Below are 18,760 nucleotides of genomic sequence, written 5' to 3'. Positions count from 1 at the left end.
GGCCCCTGCGACGTGTTTATCGCAGGGGCCGTTTTGCGTGTGCGGCGGTTAGGGTTCGGGGTAGAGGGTGACTTCCAGGGGGCCGTGGGACTCGTTGCCGGCGGTGTCGACAGGGTACCAAACCCGGTAATTCTGCCGGTGTCGTCGTCCGTCCCGGCAGGATCGGGGGGTTTGGTACCGGTCGGGCCTCGCTTTGCGATCCGCGAGCTGGGAAAACGCAATGCCCGGGTACCAAACTCGGGAATCTTGGAGTACCAAACCCCGCGGTTTTGGCGACGCGATTCGCGGGGATGGGGCGAGGGGTTCGGAAGGGCGATGGGGAGGTGCCGGGCGCTGCCGGGGGTGTCGGGCGATGGGGGGCGGTCGCTGGGGGCAACCCCCTCCAATCAAGCTGTTCAGCTCTGGCTGTGTTCGAGGCCGCAGCGGCTGGGAGGGATACCGCCGCGTGCCGTTTTGCGCTGCGGGGTTAGGGCTCGGGGTAGAGGGTGACTTCCAGGGGGCCGTGGGACTCGTTGCCGGCGGTGTCGGTGGCGTGCAGCTCGTAGGAGCCGCTGGGCAGGTCGAACACGTAGGTGGTGGAAGCGGCGTCGCGCTCGTCGGGGGCGGCGGTGCTGTTGGCGAGCGGGGCGGGGGTGTCGTCGACGGGAAGGGGAAGGTGGATGGACCCCTGGGCGTCGGTGCACCACACGCGATCGACGGGGTGGGTGCCCGCGGCCACGCGCACCCAGGTGAAGCCCTCGGCGGTGCCGGTGGACTCGCAGGCGGGGAACACCTCGGCGGCTTGCGTTTCAGGGGCGTCGGGCGCACTGGGCTCGTCGTTGGGCGGTGCGGGCAGCGCGGCAGCTGCCAGACCGATGCCCAAAACGGCCACCACGGCGGCTGCGGCCGCCATCTGGTGCGTGCGGCGCCAGCGCCTGTCGGCGTTGGCCGGCTGCTCGGTGGTGGCGTTCCCGCAGGGGCAATCTGCGGGCGAGCCCATTGAAGGAGTTGCCGAGGCGTTTTCCGGGGCGGCTGTGGAAAGCGGGGACGCGGAAGCTGCCTCGGTGCCAAGCGGTGCACCCGTGGTGGCTTCCATCGTGCTGCCGGCCGCGGCAGCACCCGCACCTCCGGCAATGCCGCTGCCGGCAAGGGCCGCGCTGTGGGGCGCGGCGGCCAAGGCGGAGGCCAGATCGGCACCGACGGGGATGAAGGCCAGCTTGTGGCGCAGCGTGGACAGCGCCCGTGCGATGATGCGCTTCGCGGTGCGCTCGGATACTCCCAGCTGGTCGGCCACCTCGGCGTTTTTCAGGTTCAGGAAATAGCGCAGCAGCAGGGCGTTGCGCTCTTGATCGTCCAGGTCGCGCACCAGGGCCTTGCGCAGCCGTTGGCTGACATCGCGTGCAGCCAGAATGTCGGCCGGATTCGCACCGTGATCGGCCGCCGCCTGAGCCGTCGCGCCGTTGTCGCTCCCGTTGCCGCTAGGGTCCAGAAAGCTGCGATCGCGGGTTTGCCGGCGCAGGTGGTTGCTGCACAAGTTGCGAGCCGTGGTGTTCAGGTAGGCCACCACCGAGCGCGGATCTATCTTGCCCACGTTGCGCCAGGCGACCAGGTACACCTCCTGCAGGATGTCGTCAGCCTCGGCGAAGCCGACCTTGCTCGCAATGGCCAGCCGCAGTATGGGTGCCGTCTTTTCATACAGTGCATTGAAGGCCTCGGCGCTGCCGGATTGCGCCTGCGCGGTGAGGCGGGCGAGTTCGTCGTATGAGGCGAAATCCATGGCGAGGCTCCTTCAGGCAGGTGCGGGTTTAGCTGGGCGGCCGCGGGCGGCGAGAACACGCTCGAGGTGTTTCGTTGAGCGCTGGCTTTCGGGTTGCCGCCTTCGGCTGGGGCGTGATTGCCAACAAGCGAATGCGGCGAACGCGCCGCCACTATAGCACGGCGAGGAAGAGCGGCGGTGTTATGCCTGGTGAAGGGCTGATAACGCGCGTTATTGGCGACAACGATAACCGCTGAGGAAAAAGGTCAACTTATTTTGGCCCGACCATGGTCCGGTTGCTATCTAGCAATATGTGGCAACCACTATCGGGCTTGCTCTGCCGTGTGCTGGCGTCGTTTCTTGCAAAGGATCAGGCGCGGCCAACACGCGCCGAGATTGCAAGCTGGAAAGTGTGGTGCCCGTCACGAGAGACAGAGATAGTGATAGCCTAGAAAATGTCGGACAAGGAGCAGGATCATGAGAGCAGAGGAATGCGCAGCTCGCAGCGGAGGGGGAGAACGGGGGGCAATCGTGCAGCGAAATAAGCACGCGTTGCGGTGCGACCTGATACGACAATGTCTGAGCCGTGGTGCGCGTATTGCTCTGTCGCTGATGCTGGCCGTATTCCTCGCAGTGCCGGTAGCTGCCCTGCAGGTAATGTGTCCCTGGGGGGGGTGTTCAACGCACGCCGAAGGCGTATGCGGCCGCTACGGTGGGAACGACCGACTATTCAAAGTTGTTTGACATGGAGCAAAAGAGCGGTTACCCAGGGAGCATTTCCAATAGCGTGTTGACCTATGCTACGACAAACTGGGACGACACTCTTTATAAGGACCCCTACAAATTTTACGGAGTAGGGGGTGCAAACGGGAACGATTGGGAATCAAGTGCTTTCTTCTTTAGCAACATGAAGATACCTCTCACTTTTGATTGGGAGATTTCTCTTAAGACCGAGCAATCTGCTCTAAATTACGTTGCCGGAAAGCACGGTGCTGTGCTCAATGCAACTCAGGCGGGATTGTCAAGATATGCGCTCGCCACCCAACTGAATGGGCCCTTTGTGGCCCAAGTATTCAGCCGTATAGGTGACACTATCACAAACAACTTGCGTACTGTCGTGATGGATAACGGCTTTGCTGTGGGAGGCAATCTTTCAGATCGCGCAATTGCGCGACCGTCGGGCCCGCCCTTCTCCTATACCATTACCTATAAATACAGCGCTTCGAAAGATACGATCACTTATGTAACGAATGGCAATTCGGCCAGTATAAATAGTGTAAAAACTAAATTGGGGGGCGACACTTCTGCCTATCTCGTGTTTGGCGGTCGTATCCAATGGAGAAACGCGTCAGACCGAAGCGCGGACTGGCATCCTGAGAATATATACGGGAAACTGACTTTCAACTCTATTAAGTTGCCCCACTTCTCTCCTGCTGTCAAGGAGATTAAGATATATGACAGTGACGACAAAGAAATCAAGTCGACCGATTCCGTGAAGCCAGGCACTCGTGTACGAGTGGTGTGTCAGGTATGGAACTCCAATACTTCGGCCGGCAGTGAGAAGTATTCTGTGCATGTGAAACAAGATTCCAGCCTTATGAACAACTTCAATGTCGACACAGCTGTTGCGACAAAGGTGGACAACGAAAAGGTGAGTGAATCTTTGACGAGCGGCGACGGGGTTTCCGTTACTTTGACCGGTCGTAATGTGGTGTCCATCGAGTATGAGGGTGTGATAGGCAATAACCTTAAGAGTGCCACTACTGTGGGCTATACGATGACCGATGACATCTTCGACGCCACTGACTCGCAGCAGCGTACCTTGTTGGAAGCGAGCAACCTGGTGCAGGGGCCCGATTCGGGTGGGAGCAGTCTCAAGCCCGGTTCAGATTACCATTACACGCGTCTGCCGGCTCCGAATGCGAACGGGTGGAACAACACGCCGGTGAAAGTGTCGTTCTACACGGGCGACTACAGCACGTTCACTATCACGCCGCTCTCGGCTGCGCCCATCGTGCTGTCGGGTACGTCGGACTGGACGCAGAGCGATGACGTGGACAGTCTGCCGCTGTCGTACAAGGCGAGCAACAGCGCCGGGGTGCCCTCTACGGTGGCATCGGATACGATGCGCATCGACACCACGCCGCCGCGTTTGTCGTACGATAGGGCGGCAGGCTCGGTGACGGTGGACGATACGCCCACGACGCGCAGCGGCGGGGTGACCTCGGGCGTGTGGCACCTGTACGCCACCGACGCCGCGGGCACGCCCTCGTCGACGGTGCAGACCTTCACGCTGACCAGCGGCAAGGGCGCAGCCACCGGCAATGTGTCGGGTGTGGCGGCGGGCTATTACGTGGCTGAGGACGCCGCGGGCAATCGTAGTGAAGTGCTCGAGGTGAAGAACGTCGTGCCGCCCCAGGCCGACCGTCCCGAGGGGTCCGGCCTGCCCGATCCGCCCGCGCCCACGGTGAGCACCGACTTCGACGGCACGAAGCACGCGGTGTACGAGGAAACCATCACCCAGGTTGCGGACGCCTCCGACCCCGCCTTCGGGGGCTCGCTGGACGCGGCGGCGGCCAAGGCCATCGCGGACGGCCGCTGGCACTTCACCGACGCCGACGGCAACGCGATGACGGCCGCGACCGAGCTGCTGGACGCCGCGGGCGCGGCGCCCATCGCGTCGCTGCCCACCGCGCAGCCGGGGTCGTGCACCATCCGCCAGGTGGCCGCCGACGCCGACGGCAACACGGCCACGGTGAACATCCACTACGTGCTCGTGGCGCCGAGCATCCCCACGCTCACGCCCCAGGGGCCGAGCGACCCGGGCGACCCCGACTCCCCCAAGGTGCCCACGGGCGACCCGGTGCCGCCCGCCGGGCCCGTCGACATCGCCGACGACGGCACCCAGACGGGCAAGGTCGGCCCCATCACGGTGACGGACAAGACGCACCCCGGCACCGTTCCCGCCGACGAGGCCGACAAGATCCTGACCGACCACTTCGCCCTGGGCACCGCGGGCGGCGAGGACCCGACGGTGACGGTGAAGGAGGTGGTGGACGCCGACGGCAACCCGGTGGACGTCATCGACCAGAGCAAGCCGGGGCGCTACACCATCACCTACGAGGTGACCGACAAGGACGGCAACACCACGCAGGTCGAGGTGGACTACGTGCTGCAAGACACCGTGGTGAACCCGCCCGACCCCATTGTTCCCACGCCCGATGATCCCGGCCCCACCGATCCCACCCCCGGGAACCCCGATGACGGCAACGGCTCGTCGGGTGTGGTGCCCACGCCGCCGACGGTGACGGTGAAGCCCGGTGACGGGGGAGGCTCGGGTTCGGTGCTGAAGCCCCAGCCCGACGACAACGCGCCCAACGACGGGCGCCAGCATGTGATCGTGCCCGATGAGCTGACGGTGCCCACGCGCGACATGCAGATGACCCCCGACGATTTCGCTGCCCTGTTCCAGGAGCGCTATTCCATTGCCTCGGCCCAGCCTGACGGCAAGATCAGCGCCGGCGAGGTGCGCATCTACGACGCGCAGGGTAAGCGGCTGGAGTATATCGACCGATCGGTGGAGGGCAGCTATGTGATCGAGCAGGTGTTCACCGACTCGGCCGGCAACACCACCACGGTGCGTCTGAGCTACCGGGTGAAGGCGGAGTCGGCGGTGGGGTCGCTGACCGGCGACGGTGACGGCGGCTGGTCGTCGGCTGACGGGTCGCTGGGACGCACCTGGCGCACGGCCACGTCGTTGCCGCAGACTGGTCCCTTCAGCGTGCTGTGCCCGCTGCACCTGTTGTTTTTGGCCCTGGCTGCCATTGCGGCCCTGTACGGGGCGGTGCGGCTGCGCATGGAATCTGCCGCGCGCCGCAACCTGAAGGCGCGGGACGCCTGGGTGCGCGACCAACTGCGGGCCGGCGACGATGCCGCAGGGTTGCGGGCGGCAGTGCGACGGGGCGGGCCCCGTACCGACGACGAGCAGGCGGCCGCGGCCACGGGCACGGCGTCCGCGCGGCGCCGGTTCGCGGTGGACGGCGGCGTGCTGGGTCTGGTGGCTTGCATGGCGGTGTGGCTGGCGTGGTCGCCCTGGTGCGCCTACGACGGCCTGCTGGCGGCCTGCGTGGCGGGGCTGTGCGCACTGTGCATGGTCATGATCCACGTGTCGGCGTGGAGTACCGCCCGCTGCCGGCGCCGCTGCTGGATTGTGCCCTGGGCCGCCGACCGCGGCCTGGTGTAGGGCCAGCCGCCACGCGCCGCCGCGCTGTCGCACCGCCATGTCGCTGCGCTGCGGTATCGGCGCGTTCTCCAACGTGATCGTTACAAGGGCCCCGCGTGCTTTGCGGGGCCCTTGCCTGCTGCTAGAATGCCAATCAAAAGCTATCGGGTCATCTTTAGGAGCAGTTATGGGCATTTTCAAGGACGAGAACGGCAACAGCTACGGCGACTGGACGCATCGCGGCCAGGGCCGCACGCGCGAGCATGCCAACGACATCGTGACCACGGGCGACGAGAAGAAGTGGTATGACCAGACCTTTTGGATCGTGTTCTTCCTGGTACTGCTGTGGCCGGTGGGCCTTGTGATGATGTGGCGTTCCGCCTGCACGTGGCACGTGGCGGTAAAGGTGATCGTGACCATCGTGCTTCTGGGCATCGTGGTGCTGTCCTATCAGATGTCCCAAGCGGTTGTCGCTGCCCAGGGCACGCTCAGCTAGGAATGTTTCCCAGGTGAAAGCCTGCCATCGGTCGGTGCGATGGCAGGCTTTCCCTATTCTGTATGTAGTTTGGTCTTGTTTGGGGACGCGGGTTCTGGTTTCATAATGCCTCGCGAAACTACGAACTCTGACAAGGAGCAGTGATGGCGAAGAAGAACATCCCCTACGACCAGAAGTACTACGATCCGGAAATCGAGTGCATGCCGCGCCCCGAACTGGAGGCCATGCAGCTCGAGCGCTTGCAGGAGATGGTCCAGTACGCCTACGACAACACGGTGTACTACAAGCGCTCCTTCGACGAGGCCGGCGTGAAGCCTTCCGACATCCAGACGCTGAAGGACCTGGAGAAGTTCCCCTTCATCGACAAGAAGACCGAGCGTGAGACCCAGCACGTGGGCTCGTTCTTCGGCGAGATGTGCTCGGTGCCCGAGGAGGACGTCATCTTCATGGCCACCTCGTCCGGCTCCACCGGCGTGCCCACGGTAAGCCCCTTTACCCAGGAGGACTTCGACCTGTGGCAGGACACCGAGGCGCGCCTGTTCTGGCAGGCCGGCATGCGCCCGACCGACCGCTACGTGCACGGCCTGAACTTCGCCCTGTACGTGGGCGGCCCCGACGTCATCGGCGCCCAGCGTCTGGGCGCGCTGGCCATCTGGGTGGGCGCGGTGCCTTCTGACCGCCTCATCTTCGTGCTGCAGCAGTACCAGCCCACCATCATCTGGACGAGCCCGTCCTACGCGTGGACCTTGGGCGAGAAGATCAAGGAGAAGGGCCTCGACCCGCGCACCGACTTTTCCATCCACACCATCATCGTGGCCGGCGAGCCGGGCGGCTCCATCAAGAGCACCCGCGAGGCCATCGAGAACCTGTGGGATGCCAAGGTGGTCGACTTCTTCGGCCTGTCCGACATCTACGGCGCGTGCGCGGCCATGTGCGAGGCGAAGGACGGCCTGCACATCGTGGAGGACCAGATTCTCGTGGAGACGGTGGACCCGGCCACGGGCGAGGTGCTCGCGCCCGGCGAGGTGGGCGAGCTGGTGTACACCACGCTCATGAAGAAGGCCCGTCCCATGATTCGCTTCCGCACCGGCGACATCGGCTACTTCTCCACGGAGAAGTGCTCGTGCGGGCGCACCCTCGGCCGCATCCACATCACCGGCCGCAAGGACGAGATGTTCATCGTGGGCGCCGTGAACGTGTTCCCCTCCGATGTTGAGTACGTGGTGCGCGCAGAGGAGGGGCTCACCGGCGAGTACCTCATCCGCGTGTACGACGAGAACTTCTCCACGCGCTACGAGGTGTCCGTGGAGCGCGCCCAGGGATCTGATGAGCCCTTCGACGCCGTGGCCGCCCGCGTGACGGCGGCCCTGAAGGCGCACACCGGCGTGAAGCCGGCCCGCGTGATCGTGTACGACGCCGGGAAGCTCGGCACCTCTTCCGAGCACAAGGCCAGCCGCTTCATCGACGAGCGCGCGAGCGCGAAGTAGACCACCCTGTGGGACACCTTACCCGGTAAGGTGTCCCGTTCCGATTCGCAGCAGAAGGGAACCTTCATGACCTCTTACGACTTTTCCATTTCCGGGCAGCATTACCTGTTCGACGTGCAGTCCTTCGCCCACACCATCCTGGCGGCGGGCGGCGACGCCTACTCCTACGCGCTTCTGGACCGCACCACCCAGGGCGTCATCGACGACGTGGCCTCGGGCGCGTCCGAGCTGGGCGTCATCATGCAGACCTCCGCGACCGAGGACGCGCTGAACGCGGCTTTGGCCGAGGCGGGCCTGGCCTTCCACGAGCTGGCCGTGTCGGCGCCTTTGGTGGCGCTGCCGGCGAGCCACCCCTTCGTGAACGCGAAGAGCCTCACGCTCGAGCAGTTGGCCGACTACCCCTACGTGTACTTCGACCAGGGCGAGGACGCGCCCATCGCGTTTTTCGAGGAGGCCCTCTCCGAGGTGCCGCGCGCCAAGAAGGTGGCCTGCACCGACCGCGCGTCGCTGACCGAGCTCATCATGGCCATCAACGGCTACACGGTGACGAGTGGCATTTTGGTGGGCATCACCGACGGCAGCGCCCTTACGACCATTCCGCTGGAGACCGACATCAAGCTGCACCTGGGCTACGTGACCGCCGACAACCGCGAGCTGTCGGTGATGGGCGAGCGCTTCGTCAGCCACCTCGCGCGCAGCCTGGACTACTACGCCAATAAATAGGTTCCGCTCGTCCTGGCGGACGAACGGACGTGCCGACGCTGCGGCTCCGACAGGCACCTGCCCTTGCCATTCAGCGCTTTCCCTCACGGCACGAAGGCCGTTCAGTTCTGATCGGCTATGCCGCTCAGAACGCGCCCTCTCGGGCGCATGAACGGTGCCGAACAGCCCACTGGGCTGTTCGCTCAAGGAAATTACAGGCACCTGTCGGAGCCTCGCTGACGCTACGAACTACCTGTGGCGTAAAATAGAAAGAGACTAAAAGACAATGGGCGATCATATGGTCGCTCATTCGTTTTGAAAGAGAGATAAGCATGTTGGAAGTTATTTGGCATGCGCGCGGTGGGCAGGGGGCCTTCACCGCGGCCCGGTGCCTGGGGGCCGCGGCGGCGCTGTCGGCCGGGAAGTGCGCGCTCGCCTTTCCCACGTTCGGGCCCGAGCGGCGGGGCGCCCCCATGCGCGCGTTCACCAAGATATCTCACGAGCCCATCGGCGACCGCAGCGCGGTGGCCCGCGCCCAGCTTCTGGTGTACCTGGACGAGACGCTGCTTGCCGAGGGGTGGGATGCGGAACTGGCCCCGGGCGGTCTCATGCTGCTGAACAGCCGTCACGGCGCCGACGACCCGCGCGTGGTGGCCATCGATGCCGACGGCATCTCGGCGGCGGTGCTGGGACGGCCCATTCCCAACACGGTGTTTCTCGGCGCGATCCCTGCGCTCTGCGATGCCGTGAGCCTGCACGACGTGCACGAGGGTATTCACGCCACCATGCCGGAAAAGCTGCACGAGCGCAACATCGCCATCGTGGACGCGGCCTTCGAGGAGCTGACCTCGCGCGACGACCTGCCGCGCGTGGGCGGTTTGGGCGAGCGCGCGGGGGAGTCGGGCACGGGGCTGTTCGACCTGGCCGCCGCCGTGCTTCTGGAAGGGGAAGGAGGGGATGCGCTGTGAGTCGCGACTTCACACCGTATCTGCGCGATGGCCTGGCCGCCGCGCCCGAGCAGTTCGCCCGCTCCACCTGCTTTGAGGCGGGGCACCTCACCTCGGTGAACGCCGGGTGGCGCAGCGTGCGGCCCGTCATCGACGCCGCGCAGTGCACGCTGTGCCTGAGCTGCTACCTGTACTGCCCCGACGGCACCATCTTCAAAGTGCGCGACGAGGAGGGCACGCTCGCGTCGCTGGCGGTGGACTACGATTTCTGCAAGGGCTGCGGCGTGTGCGCGAAGGTGTGTCCCGTGCCCTGCATCGCCATGGTGGACGAGCAGGAAGGAGGTGCCGCATGAGGAAGTTCCTCTCGGGCAACGAGGCTTTCGCCGAGGGTGTGCGCCTGGCGCGGCCCCAGGTGATTTCCGCCTATCCCATCACGCCCCAGACCACCGTGGTTGAGGCGCTGGCCTCCATGGTGGAGGAGGGGAGCCTGACTGCCGAGTACCTGCACGTGGAAAGCGAGCACACGGCGCTGGCGGCTGCCATCGGCGCCGCGGCCACGGGCGCGCGTACGTTCACGGCTACCTCGTCCCAGGGCCTGCTGTACATGGCCGAGTGCCTCACCTACGCCTCGGGCGGGCGGTTCCCCATCGTGATGATGAACGCGAACCGCGCCCTTGCGCTGCCGTGGAACATCTACGGCGATCAGCGCGACTCGCTGTCGCTGCTTGATCACGGCTGGATCCAGGTGTACGCCCAGGACAACCAGGAGGCGCTGGATCTGGCGCTTATGGCCTACGCCGTGGCCGAGGACGCGCGGGTGAGCCTGCCCGTTATGGTGAACGTGGACGGCTTCGCGCTCACCCACACCTACGAGTCGGTGGAGATTCCCACCGCGGATGAGGCCGACGCCTTCCTGCCGCCCTACGTCACGGAGAACCGGTTCAGCTTCGAGCGCCCGGTGAACATCGGGTACTCGGCGGGTCCCGACTACAACAGCCACTACCAGTACTGGCACCATCGCGACATGCTGGCCGCCGAGACGGTGATCGGCGAGGTGGAGGCGCGCTTCGCCGAGGTGTGCGGCCGCGCCTACCCGGGCATGGTGGAGGCCTATCGCACCGAGGACGCCGACTTCGTGCTGGTCACTTTAGGTTCGGTGGCGGGGCTCGCCCGCGACGTGGTGGACGAGCTGCGCGCCGCCGGCACACGGGCGGGGCTTCTGCGCATCCGTTACCTGCGGCCCATGCCGGCGCGCCAAGTGGCCGAGGCCCTGACGGGCGTGCGCGCGGTGGGCGTGCTGGAGCAGGACATTTCCTTCGGCTTCGAGGGCACGGTGTTCACAAACGTGATGAGCGCGCTGGCCCGCACGGGCTCGGTTCCGCCGGCGCTGAACTTCATCGGCGGCTTGGGCGGTGCCGACATCTCCCGCGACCAGATGCGCGGGATGTACGGGCGCCTGGCGGCCCTGGCGGCGGGGGAGGGTGATGCGGGCGTAAGCCCCGTCGTGTTCCTGGACGTGGACGGCGTCCCTGCGGGCGGCCTGAAGGCCGCCCCTACGAGGGACAGCGAGGCCGCAGCGGGTTCTTCCGTAGGGGGCGGCTTAAGCCGCCCCGTGGTTTCGACGGATGGCGAAGCTACGGAAAGTGGCAATAAAGGAGGCCTCCGATGACTGTTAACGCGCGCACCATCACCGACGAGGAGTTCTTCTACGGCCATAAGGCGTGCCCCGGCTGCGGCGGCGCGCTGGCCGTGCGAGCGGCGCTCAAGGTGCTCGGCCCCCATGCCGTGGCGGCGCTGCCCGCCGGCTGCATGAGTGCCACGGGCTTCAACTTCCCGCAGCTGGCTTTCGGCAACAACGCCATGATCACGCCCTTCGGCGGCACGGCAGCGGTGCTCTCGGGCATCGAGGCGGGTCTGCGCGCCCAGGGTATCGCGCCCGACGATTGCACCGTGGTGGGCTTCGCCGGCGACGGCGGCACGGCCGACATCGGCCTGCAGGCGCTCTCGGGTGCCATCGACCGCAACGACAATGTGCTCTATATCTGCTACGACAACGAGGCCTACATGAACACGGGCATCCAGAAGTCGAGCCTCACGCCCTTCGGCGCCTCTACCACCACGACGCCGGCCGGCAAGCGCGAGCATGGCTGCCTCACGCAGAAGAAGAGCCTGTTCGACATTGTGGCGGCCCATCGCATTCCCTATGCGGCCACGGCGTCGGTGGGGTATCTGAACGACTTCATCAAGAAGGTGGAGCGCGCCCGCGATATCAAGGGCACTCGCTTCATCCACGTGATGGCGCCGTGCCCGGTGGGCTGGGGCTTCCCCTCGGCCGATATGGTGGACGTGGCGAAGGAGATTGTGGATACGGGCCTGTGGTATCTGGCCGAGTACGAGGGGCCCGCGCTGACGGGTACGCCGGGCGGCACCTTCCGCCTGACCCGCAATCCTAAGCGGTTCGCGCCCATCGAGCCCTATCTGCGCCGTCAGGGCCGATTCTCCGCCGACGACGCGGCCGACCTTGCGGCCATCGAAGCCGCCCGCGACACCCGCTGGGCCTACATGCGCGAGTGCTGGGAGTAGGGACGCGACTCGGAATGACCCTCTTCGCCTTTCGCGAAGTTACGCTATAATGGGCTGACTGTCGAGATGGCTCGACGCTTGCGCCCATGGCTCAACGGATAGAGCAACGGACTTCTAATCCGTAGGTTGTAGGTTCGATTCCTACTGGGCGCACCAGATAACCTGCGAGCCGGGTTCTGCCCGGCTCTTTTCTCTGGGAGCTACTTTGTACGAGTACTGCGATATCGCCATGCGCCCTGCGTCTGTCCTTACGACGGTTGACGAAACCGTGGCTGCCGTGGCGGCGATCTGCCGAAGCCGTCAGTCGAAGGCGTGGCTGTTTGGCTCTCAGGCCCGGCAAGAGGCTCGCGTTGGAAGCGATATCGATATTGCTGTCCGCAGCGACGATTTCGACACGGTGGAAGAGCTCGTCGATGAAATTGACACCGTGTTCCTCATCGATCTCGTCGATTTGAACGTCGCCCATAAGAAGGGATTGGAAGATGCCTGGGTTAGCATTGCGTGACCGATTCGAGTCGTTCTTGCGCCTTCTCGCCGACACGAACGAGTTCATCGACGAGATGCCCGAGTACCGCAAGCGTGATGGCGCGGCGGTCATCTACGCGTTTAACAGCCTGTTCGATATCGCCTGGAAACTCATGAAGGACTCGCTTTCCGAGTTCTACGGGCTTGCTGACGTGAAGCCTTCTCCTCGCGATGTTATCAAGCAATCGGGAGCGGTGGGGCTTATCTCCGATCAGGAGCTGTGGCTGGCCATGCTCAAGAACCGGAACCTGAGCACCCATGACTATATGAGCGTGAACCAAGAGCATTACTGCGAGCTCGTCAAACGGGAGTACCTTCCTCTGATGGACGCGCTGGAGGCGACAATCGCAGGCCAGATTGCGGAGATGGACGCAGAGTAGTCTGCTGCAGCGCATCGATGGAAGAAGAACGGCCCCGTCAATGGCGGGGCCGTGGTGTTTCGTGGAGCGGGCGACGGGAATCGAACCCGCCTCATCAGCTTGGAAGGCTGAGGTTCTACCAATGAACTACGCCCGCAAAAGCAGAAGGGATTATACCCTAATTGCCTCATCCTTCGACGCAATTCCGATGAATAATCCATTAAGCGGCCGAGACCTCGGGTCGAAGAAGGCTCACGGCTCGATGAGCTTGTTTGCTCCTGTCATCGCGCTAACGGCTCATCATCCTTACGCCGAGCCGCACCAGGGTCGGAAGGCCGGGAATCTGAAGACGCTTCCTCACCGACGCCAGCTCGTTCGGGATATCGATGTGCTGAGGACATTTCCCAACGCAGGCGCCGCATCTGACGCAGTCGCTTGCGAAACGCGCATTGCCCACCATTGCCCCCGATGCCGTGATGTACTGGTGCATGCCCTGGTACCAGCCATGGGCGAAGGATGTGTTGTACGCGGCGAAGCACATGGGGATGTTCACGCCCTTGGGGCAAGGCAGGCAGTACCCGCATCCTGTGCAGGGGACCCGGTAGCTCTTCTCGATATCCTCCCGCGCCTTCTCCACGGCCATGGCCTCGGCGCTGTCGAACGATTCCGGAAACGCCTCGTCGGCCGTCTCGATGTTTTGCAGCAGCTGCTCCGGCGTGCTCATGCCCGACAGCACAACGGTCACTTCCGGATGGTTCCACACCCAGCGAAGGGCGAGCCGTGCCGGATCGTCGCCGATGTCGGCGTCGGAGAGGATGCTTCGCGCCGCGGCTGGCAGCTCTCCTGCCAACTTGCCTCCCAGGAGAGGCTCCATGACGATAACGGGAAGGCCGCGCTGCGCCGCTGCCATCAGACCGGCCGTGCCTGCCTGGTAGTCCTCGTTCAGGTAGTTGTACTGGATCTGACAGAAGTCCCAGTCGAAGGAGTCGAGCAGCAGGGGGAAGTCGGCTTTCGGCCCATGGTAGGAGAAGCCCACATTCAAGATGCGGCGCACTTCCTTCTGCTCCTTCACCCACTCTTCGAAACCCAGGGAGCTCAGCCGGCTCCATGCTGCTGCGCTCGTTACGTTGTGGACGAGGTAGTAGTCGATATGGTCGGTGCGCAGCCTATTGAGAGAGCGCTCCAAGTACTTGTCGAAATCCGCTGCCGTTTCGCATCTTGCCAGGGGCAGCTTGGTGGCGATGTGCACCTTGTCTCGCAGGCCGGGGTTTCGGGCGAATATTTCTCCCAGGGCAGCCTCGTTTCCGCTGTACAGGTAGGCCGTGTCGAGGTAGTTGATGCCTCGCTCAACGGCTTCGACGATAAGGCGCTCGGATGCGTCTATGTCGATGCGTCCCGCAGTAGAGGGGAGCCTCATGCAGCCGAAGCCCAGCGCCGACAGCTCGTTTCCGTTTTTGGCATCGGTTCTGAATTGCACGGCAGTTGCTCCTTGCGTAGAATTAGTTGCACGATGTAACTAAAATATAAGTTGCAGGGTGCAACTTGTCAATACGGAAAAGAGGCGAGGGTGGCCGAGGGGGACCAGGCGTATCGACGCGCACGGACGCAGGAGCAGAAGGACCAAAGGCTCGACGGCATCCTGGATGCGACGGAATCCATCTTAGATGAAGGGTCGTACCACGATGTCACGCTCAGCGCCATAGCCGAGAGGGTGGGCTGCTCGCGCGCGAATTTGTCGCACTACGTCAAATCGAAGGAGGAGATCCTTCTGCTTTTGTACATTCGGTCTCTGAGGGAAATTCTGGAAGACATGCGGGGGATTGACCCGACGCCTTTGGGCGCGTCTTCCGCAGACGGCCTCAAGGATGCTGCTGCTGTGCTGGCATCGATGCTCTCCTCGCATAGGAACTTCGGGCGGCTCGGGGCGCTTCTCGCGAGCATCATAGAGACCAATGTGAGCCTGGAATGCCTTGTCGAATGCAAGCGTGAGATCATCGCCGTGATGGCCGAGGGGTCGGGCCTGCTCGTTGAGTGCGGCCTGTTCGATGGCGCGGATGACGCGGCGGGGTTCCTCTTCGACCTGTCGAACTACGTTTCCAGCCTCTACCCCGCGACCCATCCGCTTCCCATACAGCGTGCCGCCTGCGCGGAGACGGGCTACCCCGTTGCGTCCTACGAGGAGTCGCTGCGCGCCTTCCTGACCGTCCAGCTCGTCGGCTACAGGGCGCTGAAGGCGCTTGGCAAAAACGGGAAGCAGAGAGCCAGCTCAATTGCCGGCGAGCCATGCGGGCCCCTTCCTTCGGAGGCCTAAGCGGTCTTTCGGTATAGCCGCACTGCGACTGCGTTCGCGACGATCAGAATGCCGACGCACCAGGCCACCGCAACCCAGATCTCGTTGCCGAGGGGCTGGCCCTCGAGAAGGGCCCTGATCGAGTTCACCAGTGGCGTGACGGGCTGGTTCTCGGCGAAGATCCGCAGCGCCCAGGGCATCGTGTCCGTCGGCACGAACGCCGAGCTTACGAAGGGCAGGAAGATCAGGGGGTATGAGAACGCCGTTGCGCCGTCGGATGTTTTCGCCGCTGTGCCCGCGATTACCGCGACCCATGTGAGCGCCAGGGTGAACAGAACGACGAGTCCTGCGACGGCGAGCCATGCCGCTATGCCCGCAGACGACCTGAATCCAATGAGCAGGGCCACGGCCACGACGATTGCCACCGATACGGCGTTCGCAATCACGGAGGAGAGGACATTGCCCCAAAGCGGCGATGATTGCGCGATGGGCATCGACCGGAACCGATCGAAGATGCCGAGCTTCTTATCGTTGAACATGCGGTATGCGGTGTATGTCACGCCGGTCGCCACCGTCATCAGGATGATGCCCGGCAGCATGTAGTCGATGTAGTCGCCCCCGGGAACCGTTATAGCGCCTCCGAACACGTAGACGATCATGAGCATGACCGCGACGGGCATGACCACCGAGGTCGCTACCGTGTCGGGGCTGCGCAGGATATGACGCATCGAGCGTCCGAACATAACGGCGGAATCCGAGAAGAAATGCCCCGTGCTAGTTGTCATTGCAATCAGTCCTCTCTCCTGTAATCGCGAGGAAGATGTCTTCCAAGGAAGGCTGCCTCTCCACATACTCTTTCTTCGCAGGCGGAATGAGCCGCTTCAGCTCCTCAAGCGTCCCGTCGGCAATGATCGCCCCGCGATCAAGGATCGCTATCCGATCGGCGAGGACCTCTGCCTCTTCGAGATATTGGGTCGTGAGAAAGACGGTGACTCCGCTCTCCTTCATCGACCGCACCGTGTTCCAGACCTCTAATCGGGCCTTGGGGTCGAGGCCGGTCGTGGGCTCGTCGAGGAAGATCAGGCGAGGATTGCCGACGAGGCTCATGGCAATGTCGATTCTGCGTCGCATGCCGCCCGAATAGGAGGCCATGGGGCGATCGGCGGCATGCATCATGTCGAACTGCCGAAGAAGCGAGTCCGCAGCTTGATCGGGGTCGGGGACGTGTCGCAGCTTGGCTACCATCGTCAGGTTCTCTCGTCCGGTGAGCACCTCGTCCACTGCCGCGAATTGGCCCGTAAGGCTGATGAGCTCGCGAACCTCGCGGGGGTTTGCGACCACATCGAATCCGCCGATTGACGCTTTACCGCCGTCGGGCCTCAAAAGCGTGGAAAGGATGCGTATGGTCGTTGTCTTGCCGGCTCCGTTGTCGCCGAGAAGCGCGAACACGCTTCCCTTCCGAACTCTGAAGCTCAGGCCCTTCAGAACGTCGGTGCCGCCGAAAGACTGCCGCAGCCCTTCGACGACCACCATGTCCTCCGTTGTCGTCATGGAATGTGCCTCCATTTCTACTAAGTAGTATTACCAGGTACTGCTATATAGTATTACTATCTAGTATGTCCTGGTTCACGTGTGCGGGAACGTAAGGGATCTGTAATGGAATGTTGCGAGGTCGCAAAAAAGGAGCCTCAATCGAGGCTCCCGCAATTCCGAGGCGCCCGCCTTGCGCAGAGTACCGGCCCTCGCTGGTCGTGGACGCGCGTTGTCTGCGAACGCTATCCGAGCTTTTTGGCAATGTCGGCGTTGAGATTGTCGCTCCATTGCTCTGTGTATGTGACGACCTCCTTCATAAGCTCGTCGGCGAAGCCGGACACGTCTTCCCCGGTGATGTCCAGCACGGACTTTCCCTCCGCTGCCCCTTCCTCGAACAGGCTGACGAGCCCTTCCTGTACCTCGATCATGTCGTAGCCGTTCCCGGAGGCGAATTTCCACATGTAGTCCTGGATCTTCTTGAAGACGAACCGGTAGTCTTCGGGGAGTGCGTCCACGCGGGCCATCATCTCCCGGTATGCGCGCTTTCCCTCCAGCATCCTCTTCGGATTGATGTAGTCGTTGAAGAACTGCTTTACCGTGGTCATGTCAAATGCCTTCTTTCAGTCGGTCGATGGTGCTTTTCAGGTATGCCCATTTTTCCCAGAACTGCTCAAGCTCTGCTTTGCCCTCGGCGTTCAGCGTGTAGAACTTGCGCGGAGGTCCAAGCTCGGAAGGCCTCTTCTCCACCTCGACAAGCCCGCGCTTTTCAAGGCGGACGAGTATCGCGTAGACGGTGCCCTCGACGACGTCGGACAGTCCGAGCTCGTTGAGCTTTCGGGTAATCTCGTAGCCGTAGGCGTCGCCTTCGTCGATCAGCTGCATCACGCAGCCTTCGAGCGTTCCCTTGAGCATTTCCGTGATGCTGCCCGTCATGCGGCCTCCTAACGTCGGGCAACGCGAGTGGTATATAGTGACACTGAATACTCTATACTACTCTGCGATGCTGAATAGTCTGTCTACCGAATCGTCACATAATTCTACTCAGAACCTCCGGGCTTGCTCCTCTTCCGGCCGACTGCGGAGCGCTAAAAACACATCTCGGGTATATCGATTTTCCCACGTCTGGTCCGGCGATGCCAGGTAAACGGGGGGAGCATGGTGTCGAGGCGGTGCGCCGGGCGATACATGCTGTCTTCTCGGACGGGAGGAGGGCCGCCTGCGCCTTTCCAGCCCCGGCGCCGTTGGCGCGGGTTTGGAAGATGCCTGCGTTGAAACAAACGGATTTCTCCCAGTATTATGAAATGTCTGGAAAACTGCTCAGTTAAGAGCGGTTAAGAGCAATCGAAGGGAGTCCCTCATGGAAATCGTCATCGCCCGGCCCGAGCATGTGGATGCCATGACCGCCATTACCGACCAGGCTTGCTCGAACATGGCCGCTATGGGCATCGACCAGTGGCAGTGCGGATACCCCGATCGGGGTACGTGGGAGGCCGACGTTGATGCCGGCATGGCCTACGTCGGCTTGGACGAAGGCCGCGTCGTGGCCGTGTTCCGCTACGCCGACGAGCCCGAGGCGGCGTACGAGACCCTGGAGGGGGAGTGGCTGACCTGCGGCCCCTACGCCACCGTTCATCGGTGCGCCGTGGATCCGGCCTGTCGGGGGCGGGGCATCATCGGCGAGCTCTTCGCCTTCGCCTGCGAGAAGGCGGCTGCTGACGGCATGGTCTCGGTGCGCATCGACACCCACCACGACAACGCCCCCATGCGCCGCGCGGTGGAGAAGTTCGGCTTCGCTTTCTGCGGCGACATCACGTTGACAGAGGGTCCGGAGGCCGGCGCTGCGCGCATCGCCTTCGAGAAGGTTCTCTCTTAGCCGAGCGA

18 protein-coding genes and 2 tRNA genes are annotated in these 18,760 nt (G+C 63.5%); 13 read left to right on the top strand and 7 right to left on the bottom strand.

Annotation, left to right across the window (positions count from 1 at the left end; all coding sequences use genetic code 11):
- Positions 1-466: 466 nt before the first annotated feature.
- A complete protein-coding gene (locus VIN30_RS04050; RefSeq protein ID WP_338209481.1) occupies positions 467-1,756 on the bottom strand; it encodes an RNA polymerase sigma factor in 1,290 nt (429 codons plus the stop codon).
- A 1,549-nt stretch (positions 1,757-3,305) separates the two neighbouring features.
- On the opposite strand from VIN30_RS04050, the gene VIN30_RS04045 reads away from it, so the two are divergent.
- The 11 genes from VIN30_RS04045 (at position 3,306) to VIN30_RS03995 (ending at position 13,077) form a co-directional block, all read left to right on the top strand.
- Positions 3,306-5,978: an immunoglobulin-like domain-containing protein gene (locus tag VIN30_RS04045; protein WP_338209480.1), complete on the top strand. Its 2,673-nt coding sequence runs from the start codon at positions 3,306-3,308 to the stop codon at positions 5,976-5,978.
- Positions 5,979-6,144: 166 nt separating this feature from the next.
- Positions 6,145-6,453 (top strand): holotricin-3, encoded by a 309-nt coding sequence (locus tag VIN30_RS04040; RefSeq protein WP_338209478.1) that lies wholly within the window; start codon positions 6,145-6,147, stop codon positions 6,451-6,453.
- Positions 6,454-6,596: 143 nt separating this feature from the next.
- Positions 6,597-7,940 carry a phenylacetate--CoA ligase family protein gene (locus tag VIN30_RS04035; protein WP_326423897.1) on the top strand — a complete coding sequence of 448 codons (1,344 nt, stop codon included), beginning with the start codon at positions 6,597-6,599 and terminating at the stop codon, positions 7,938-7,940.
- A gap of 66 nt (positions 7,941-8,006) precedes the next feature.
- Positions 8,007-8,663, top strand: coding sequence for a LysR substrate-binding domain-containing protein (locus VIN30_RS04030; protein WP_326423896.1), 657 nt, complete (start codon positions 8,007-8,009; stop codon positions 8,661-8,663).
- Between the two features lie 311 nt (positions 8,664-8,974).
- Entirely contained in the window at positions 8,975-9,610 is a 636-nt protein-coding gene (locus VIN30_RS04025; RefSeq protein WP_338209475.1) for a 2-oxoacid:acceptor oxidoreductase family protein, read from the top strand.
- The gene (locus tag VIN30_RS04020; RefSeq protein WP_338209473.1) at positions 9,607-9,942 is read left to right on the top strand and encodes a 4Fe-4S dicluster-binding protein; all 336 of its coding nucleotides are present in this window, start codon (positions 9,607-9,609) and stop codon (positions 9,940-9,942) included. The genes VIN30_RS04025 and VIN30_RS04020 overlap by 4 nt, the downstream gene beginning before the upstream one ends.
- Positions 9,939-11,258: a pyruvate ferredoxin oxidoreductase gene (gene porA / locus VIN30_RS04015; protein ID WP_338209471.1), complete on the top strand. Its 1,320-nt coding sequence runs from the start codon at positions 9,939-9,941 to the stop codon at positions 11,256-11,258. Before VIN30_RS04020 ends, porA begins: the two co-directional genes overlap by 4 nt.
- Positions 11,255-12,172, top strand: a complete 918-nt coding sequence (locus VIN30_RS04010) for a thiamine pyrophosphate-dependent enzyme (RefSeq protein ID WP_338209469.1) — start codon at positions 11,255-11,257, stop codon at positions 12,170-12,172. The genes porA and VIN30_RS04010 overlap by 4 nt, the downstream gene beginning before the upstream one ends.
- Positions 12,173-12,252: 80 nt before the next feature.
- Positions 12,253-12,328 (top strand) — tRNA-Arg (locus VIN30_RS04005).
- 49 nt (positions 12,329-12,377) lie between these two features.
- A complete protein-coding gene (locus tag VIN30_RS04000) occupies positions 12,378-12,677 on the top strand; it encodes a nucleotidyltransferase domain-containing protein (protein WP_326423886.1) in 300 nt (99 codons plus the stop codon).
- Positions 12,655-13,077, top strand: a complete 423-nt coding sequence (locus VIN30_RS03995) for an HI0074 family nucleotidyltransferase substrate-binding subunit (protein ID WP_338209465.1) — start codon at positions 12,655-12,657, stop codon at positions 13,075-13,077. Before VIN30_RS04000 ends, VIN30_RS03995 begins: the two co-directional genes overlap by 23 nt.
- Positions 13,078-13,139: 62 nt before the next feature.
- Here the strand turns inward: VIN30_RS03995 and VIN30_RS03990 are convergent.
- Both VIN30_RS03990 and VIN30_RS03985 read right to left on the bottom strand, forming a co-directional pair.
- Positions 13,140-13,213 (bottom strand) — tRNA-Gly (locus VIN30_RS03990).
- A 132-nt stretch (positions 13,214-13,345) separates the two neighbouring features.
- Positions 13,346-14,533: an aldo/keto reductase gene (locus tag VIN30_RS03985; RefSeq protein ID WP_338209463.1), complete on the bottom strand. Its 1,188-nt coding sequence runs from the start codon at positions 14,531-14,533 to the stop codon at positions 13,346-13,348.
- A 90-nt stretch (positions 14,534-14,623) separates the two neighbouring features.
- Here VIN30_RS03985 and VIN30_RS03980 point away from each other — a divergent pair, with 90 nt between their 5' ends.
- Positions 14,624-15,367, top strand: coding sequence for a TetR/AcrR family transcriptional regulator (locus tag VIN30_RS03980; RefSeq protein WP_338209461.1), 744 nt, complete (start codon positions 14,624-14,626; stop codon positions 15,365-15,367).
- Here the strand turns inward: VIN30_RS03980 and VIN30_RS03975 are convergent.
- The 4 genes from VIN30_RS03975 to VIN30_RS03960 all read right to left on the bottom strand — a co-directional run bounded on the left by VIN30_RS03975 (position 15,364) and on the right by VIN30_RS03960 (position 17,812).
- On the bottom strand, positions 15,364-16,131 hold the full coding sequence (locus tag VIN30_RS03975; protein ID WP_338209459.1) for an ABC transporter permease: 768 nt from the start codon (positions 16,129-16,131) through the stop codon (positions 15,364-15,366). The two genes, VIN30_RS03980 and VIN30_RS03975, sit on opposite strands and share 4 nt — an antisense overlap.
- A complete protein-coding gene (locus tag VIN30_RS03970; RefSeq protein ID WP_338209457.1) occupies positions 16,121-16,897 on the bottom strand; it encodes an ABC transporter ATP-binding protein in 777 nt (258 codons plus the stop codon). Before VIN30_RS03970 ends, VIN30_RS03975 begins: the two co-directional genes overlap by 11 nt.
- A 224-nt stretch (positions 16,898-17,121) precedes the next feature.
- Positions 17,122-17,484 carry a DUF1048 domain-containing protein gene (locus VIN30_RS03965; RefSeq protein WP_338209455.1) on the bottom strand — a complete coding sequence of 121 codons (363 nt, stop codon included), beginning with the start codon at positions 17,482-17,484 and terminating at the stop codon, positions 17,122-17,124.
- A 1-nt stretch (position 17,485) separates the two neighbouring features.
- On the bottom strand, positions 17,486-17,812 hold the full coding sequence (locus tag VIN30_RS03960) for a PadR family transcriptional regulator (RefSeq protein WP_326423875.1): 327 nt from the start codon (positions 17,810-17,812) through the stop codon (positions 17,486-17,488).
- A gap of 424 nt (positions 17,813-18,236) precedes the next feature.
- On the opposite strand from VIN30_RS03960, the gene VIN30_RS03955 reads away from it, so the two are divergent.
- Positions 18,237-18,752 carry a GNAT family N-acetyltransferase gene (locus VIN30_RS03955; RefSeq protein ID WP_338209452.1) on the top strand — a complete coding sequence of 172 codons (516 nt, stop codon included), beginning with the start codon at positions 18,237-18,239 and terminating at the stop codon, positions 18,750-18,752.
- Positions 18,753-18,760: the final 8 nt, after the last annotated feature.

Source organism: Adlercreutzia wanghongyangiae, from assembly GCF_035989245.1.
GTDB lineage: Bacteria > Actinomycetota > Coriobacteriia > Coriobacteriales > Eggerthellaceae > Adlercreutzia > Adlercreutzia wanghongyangiae.
This window is presented reverse-complemented; position numbering and strand designations above follow the sequence as displayed.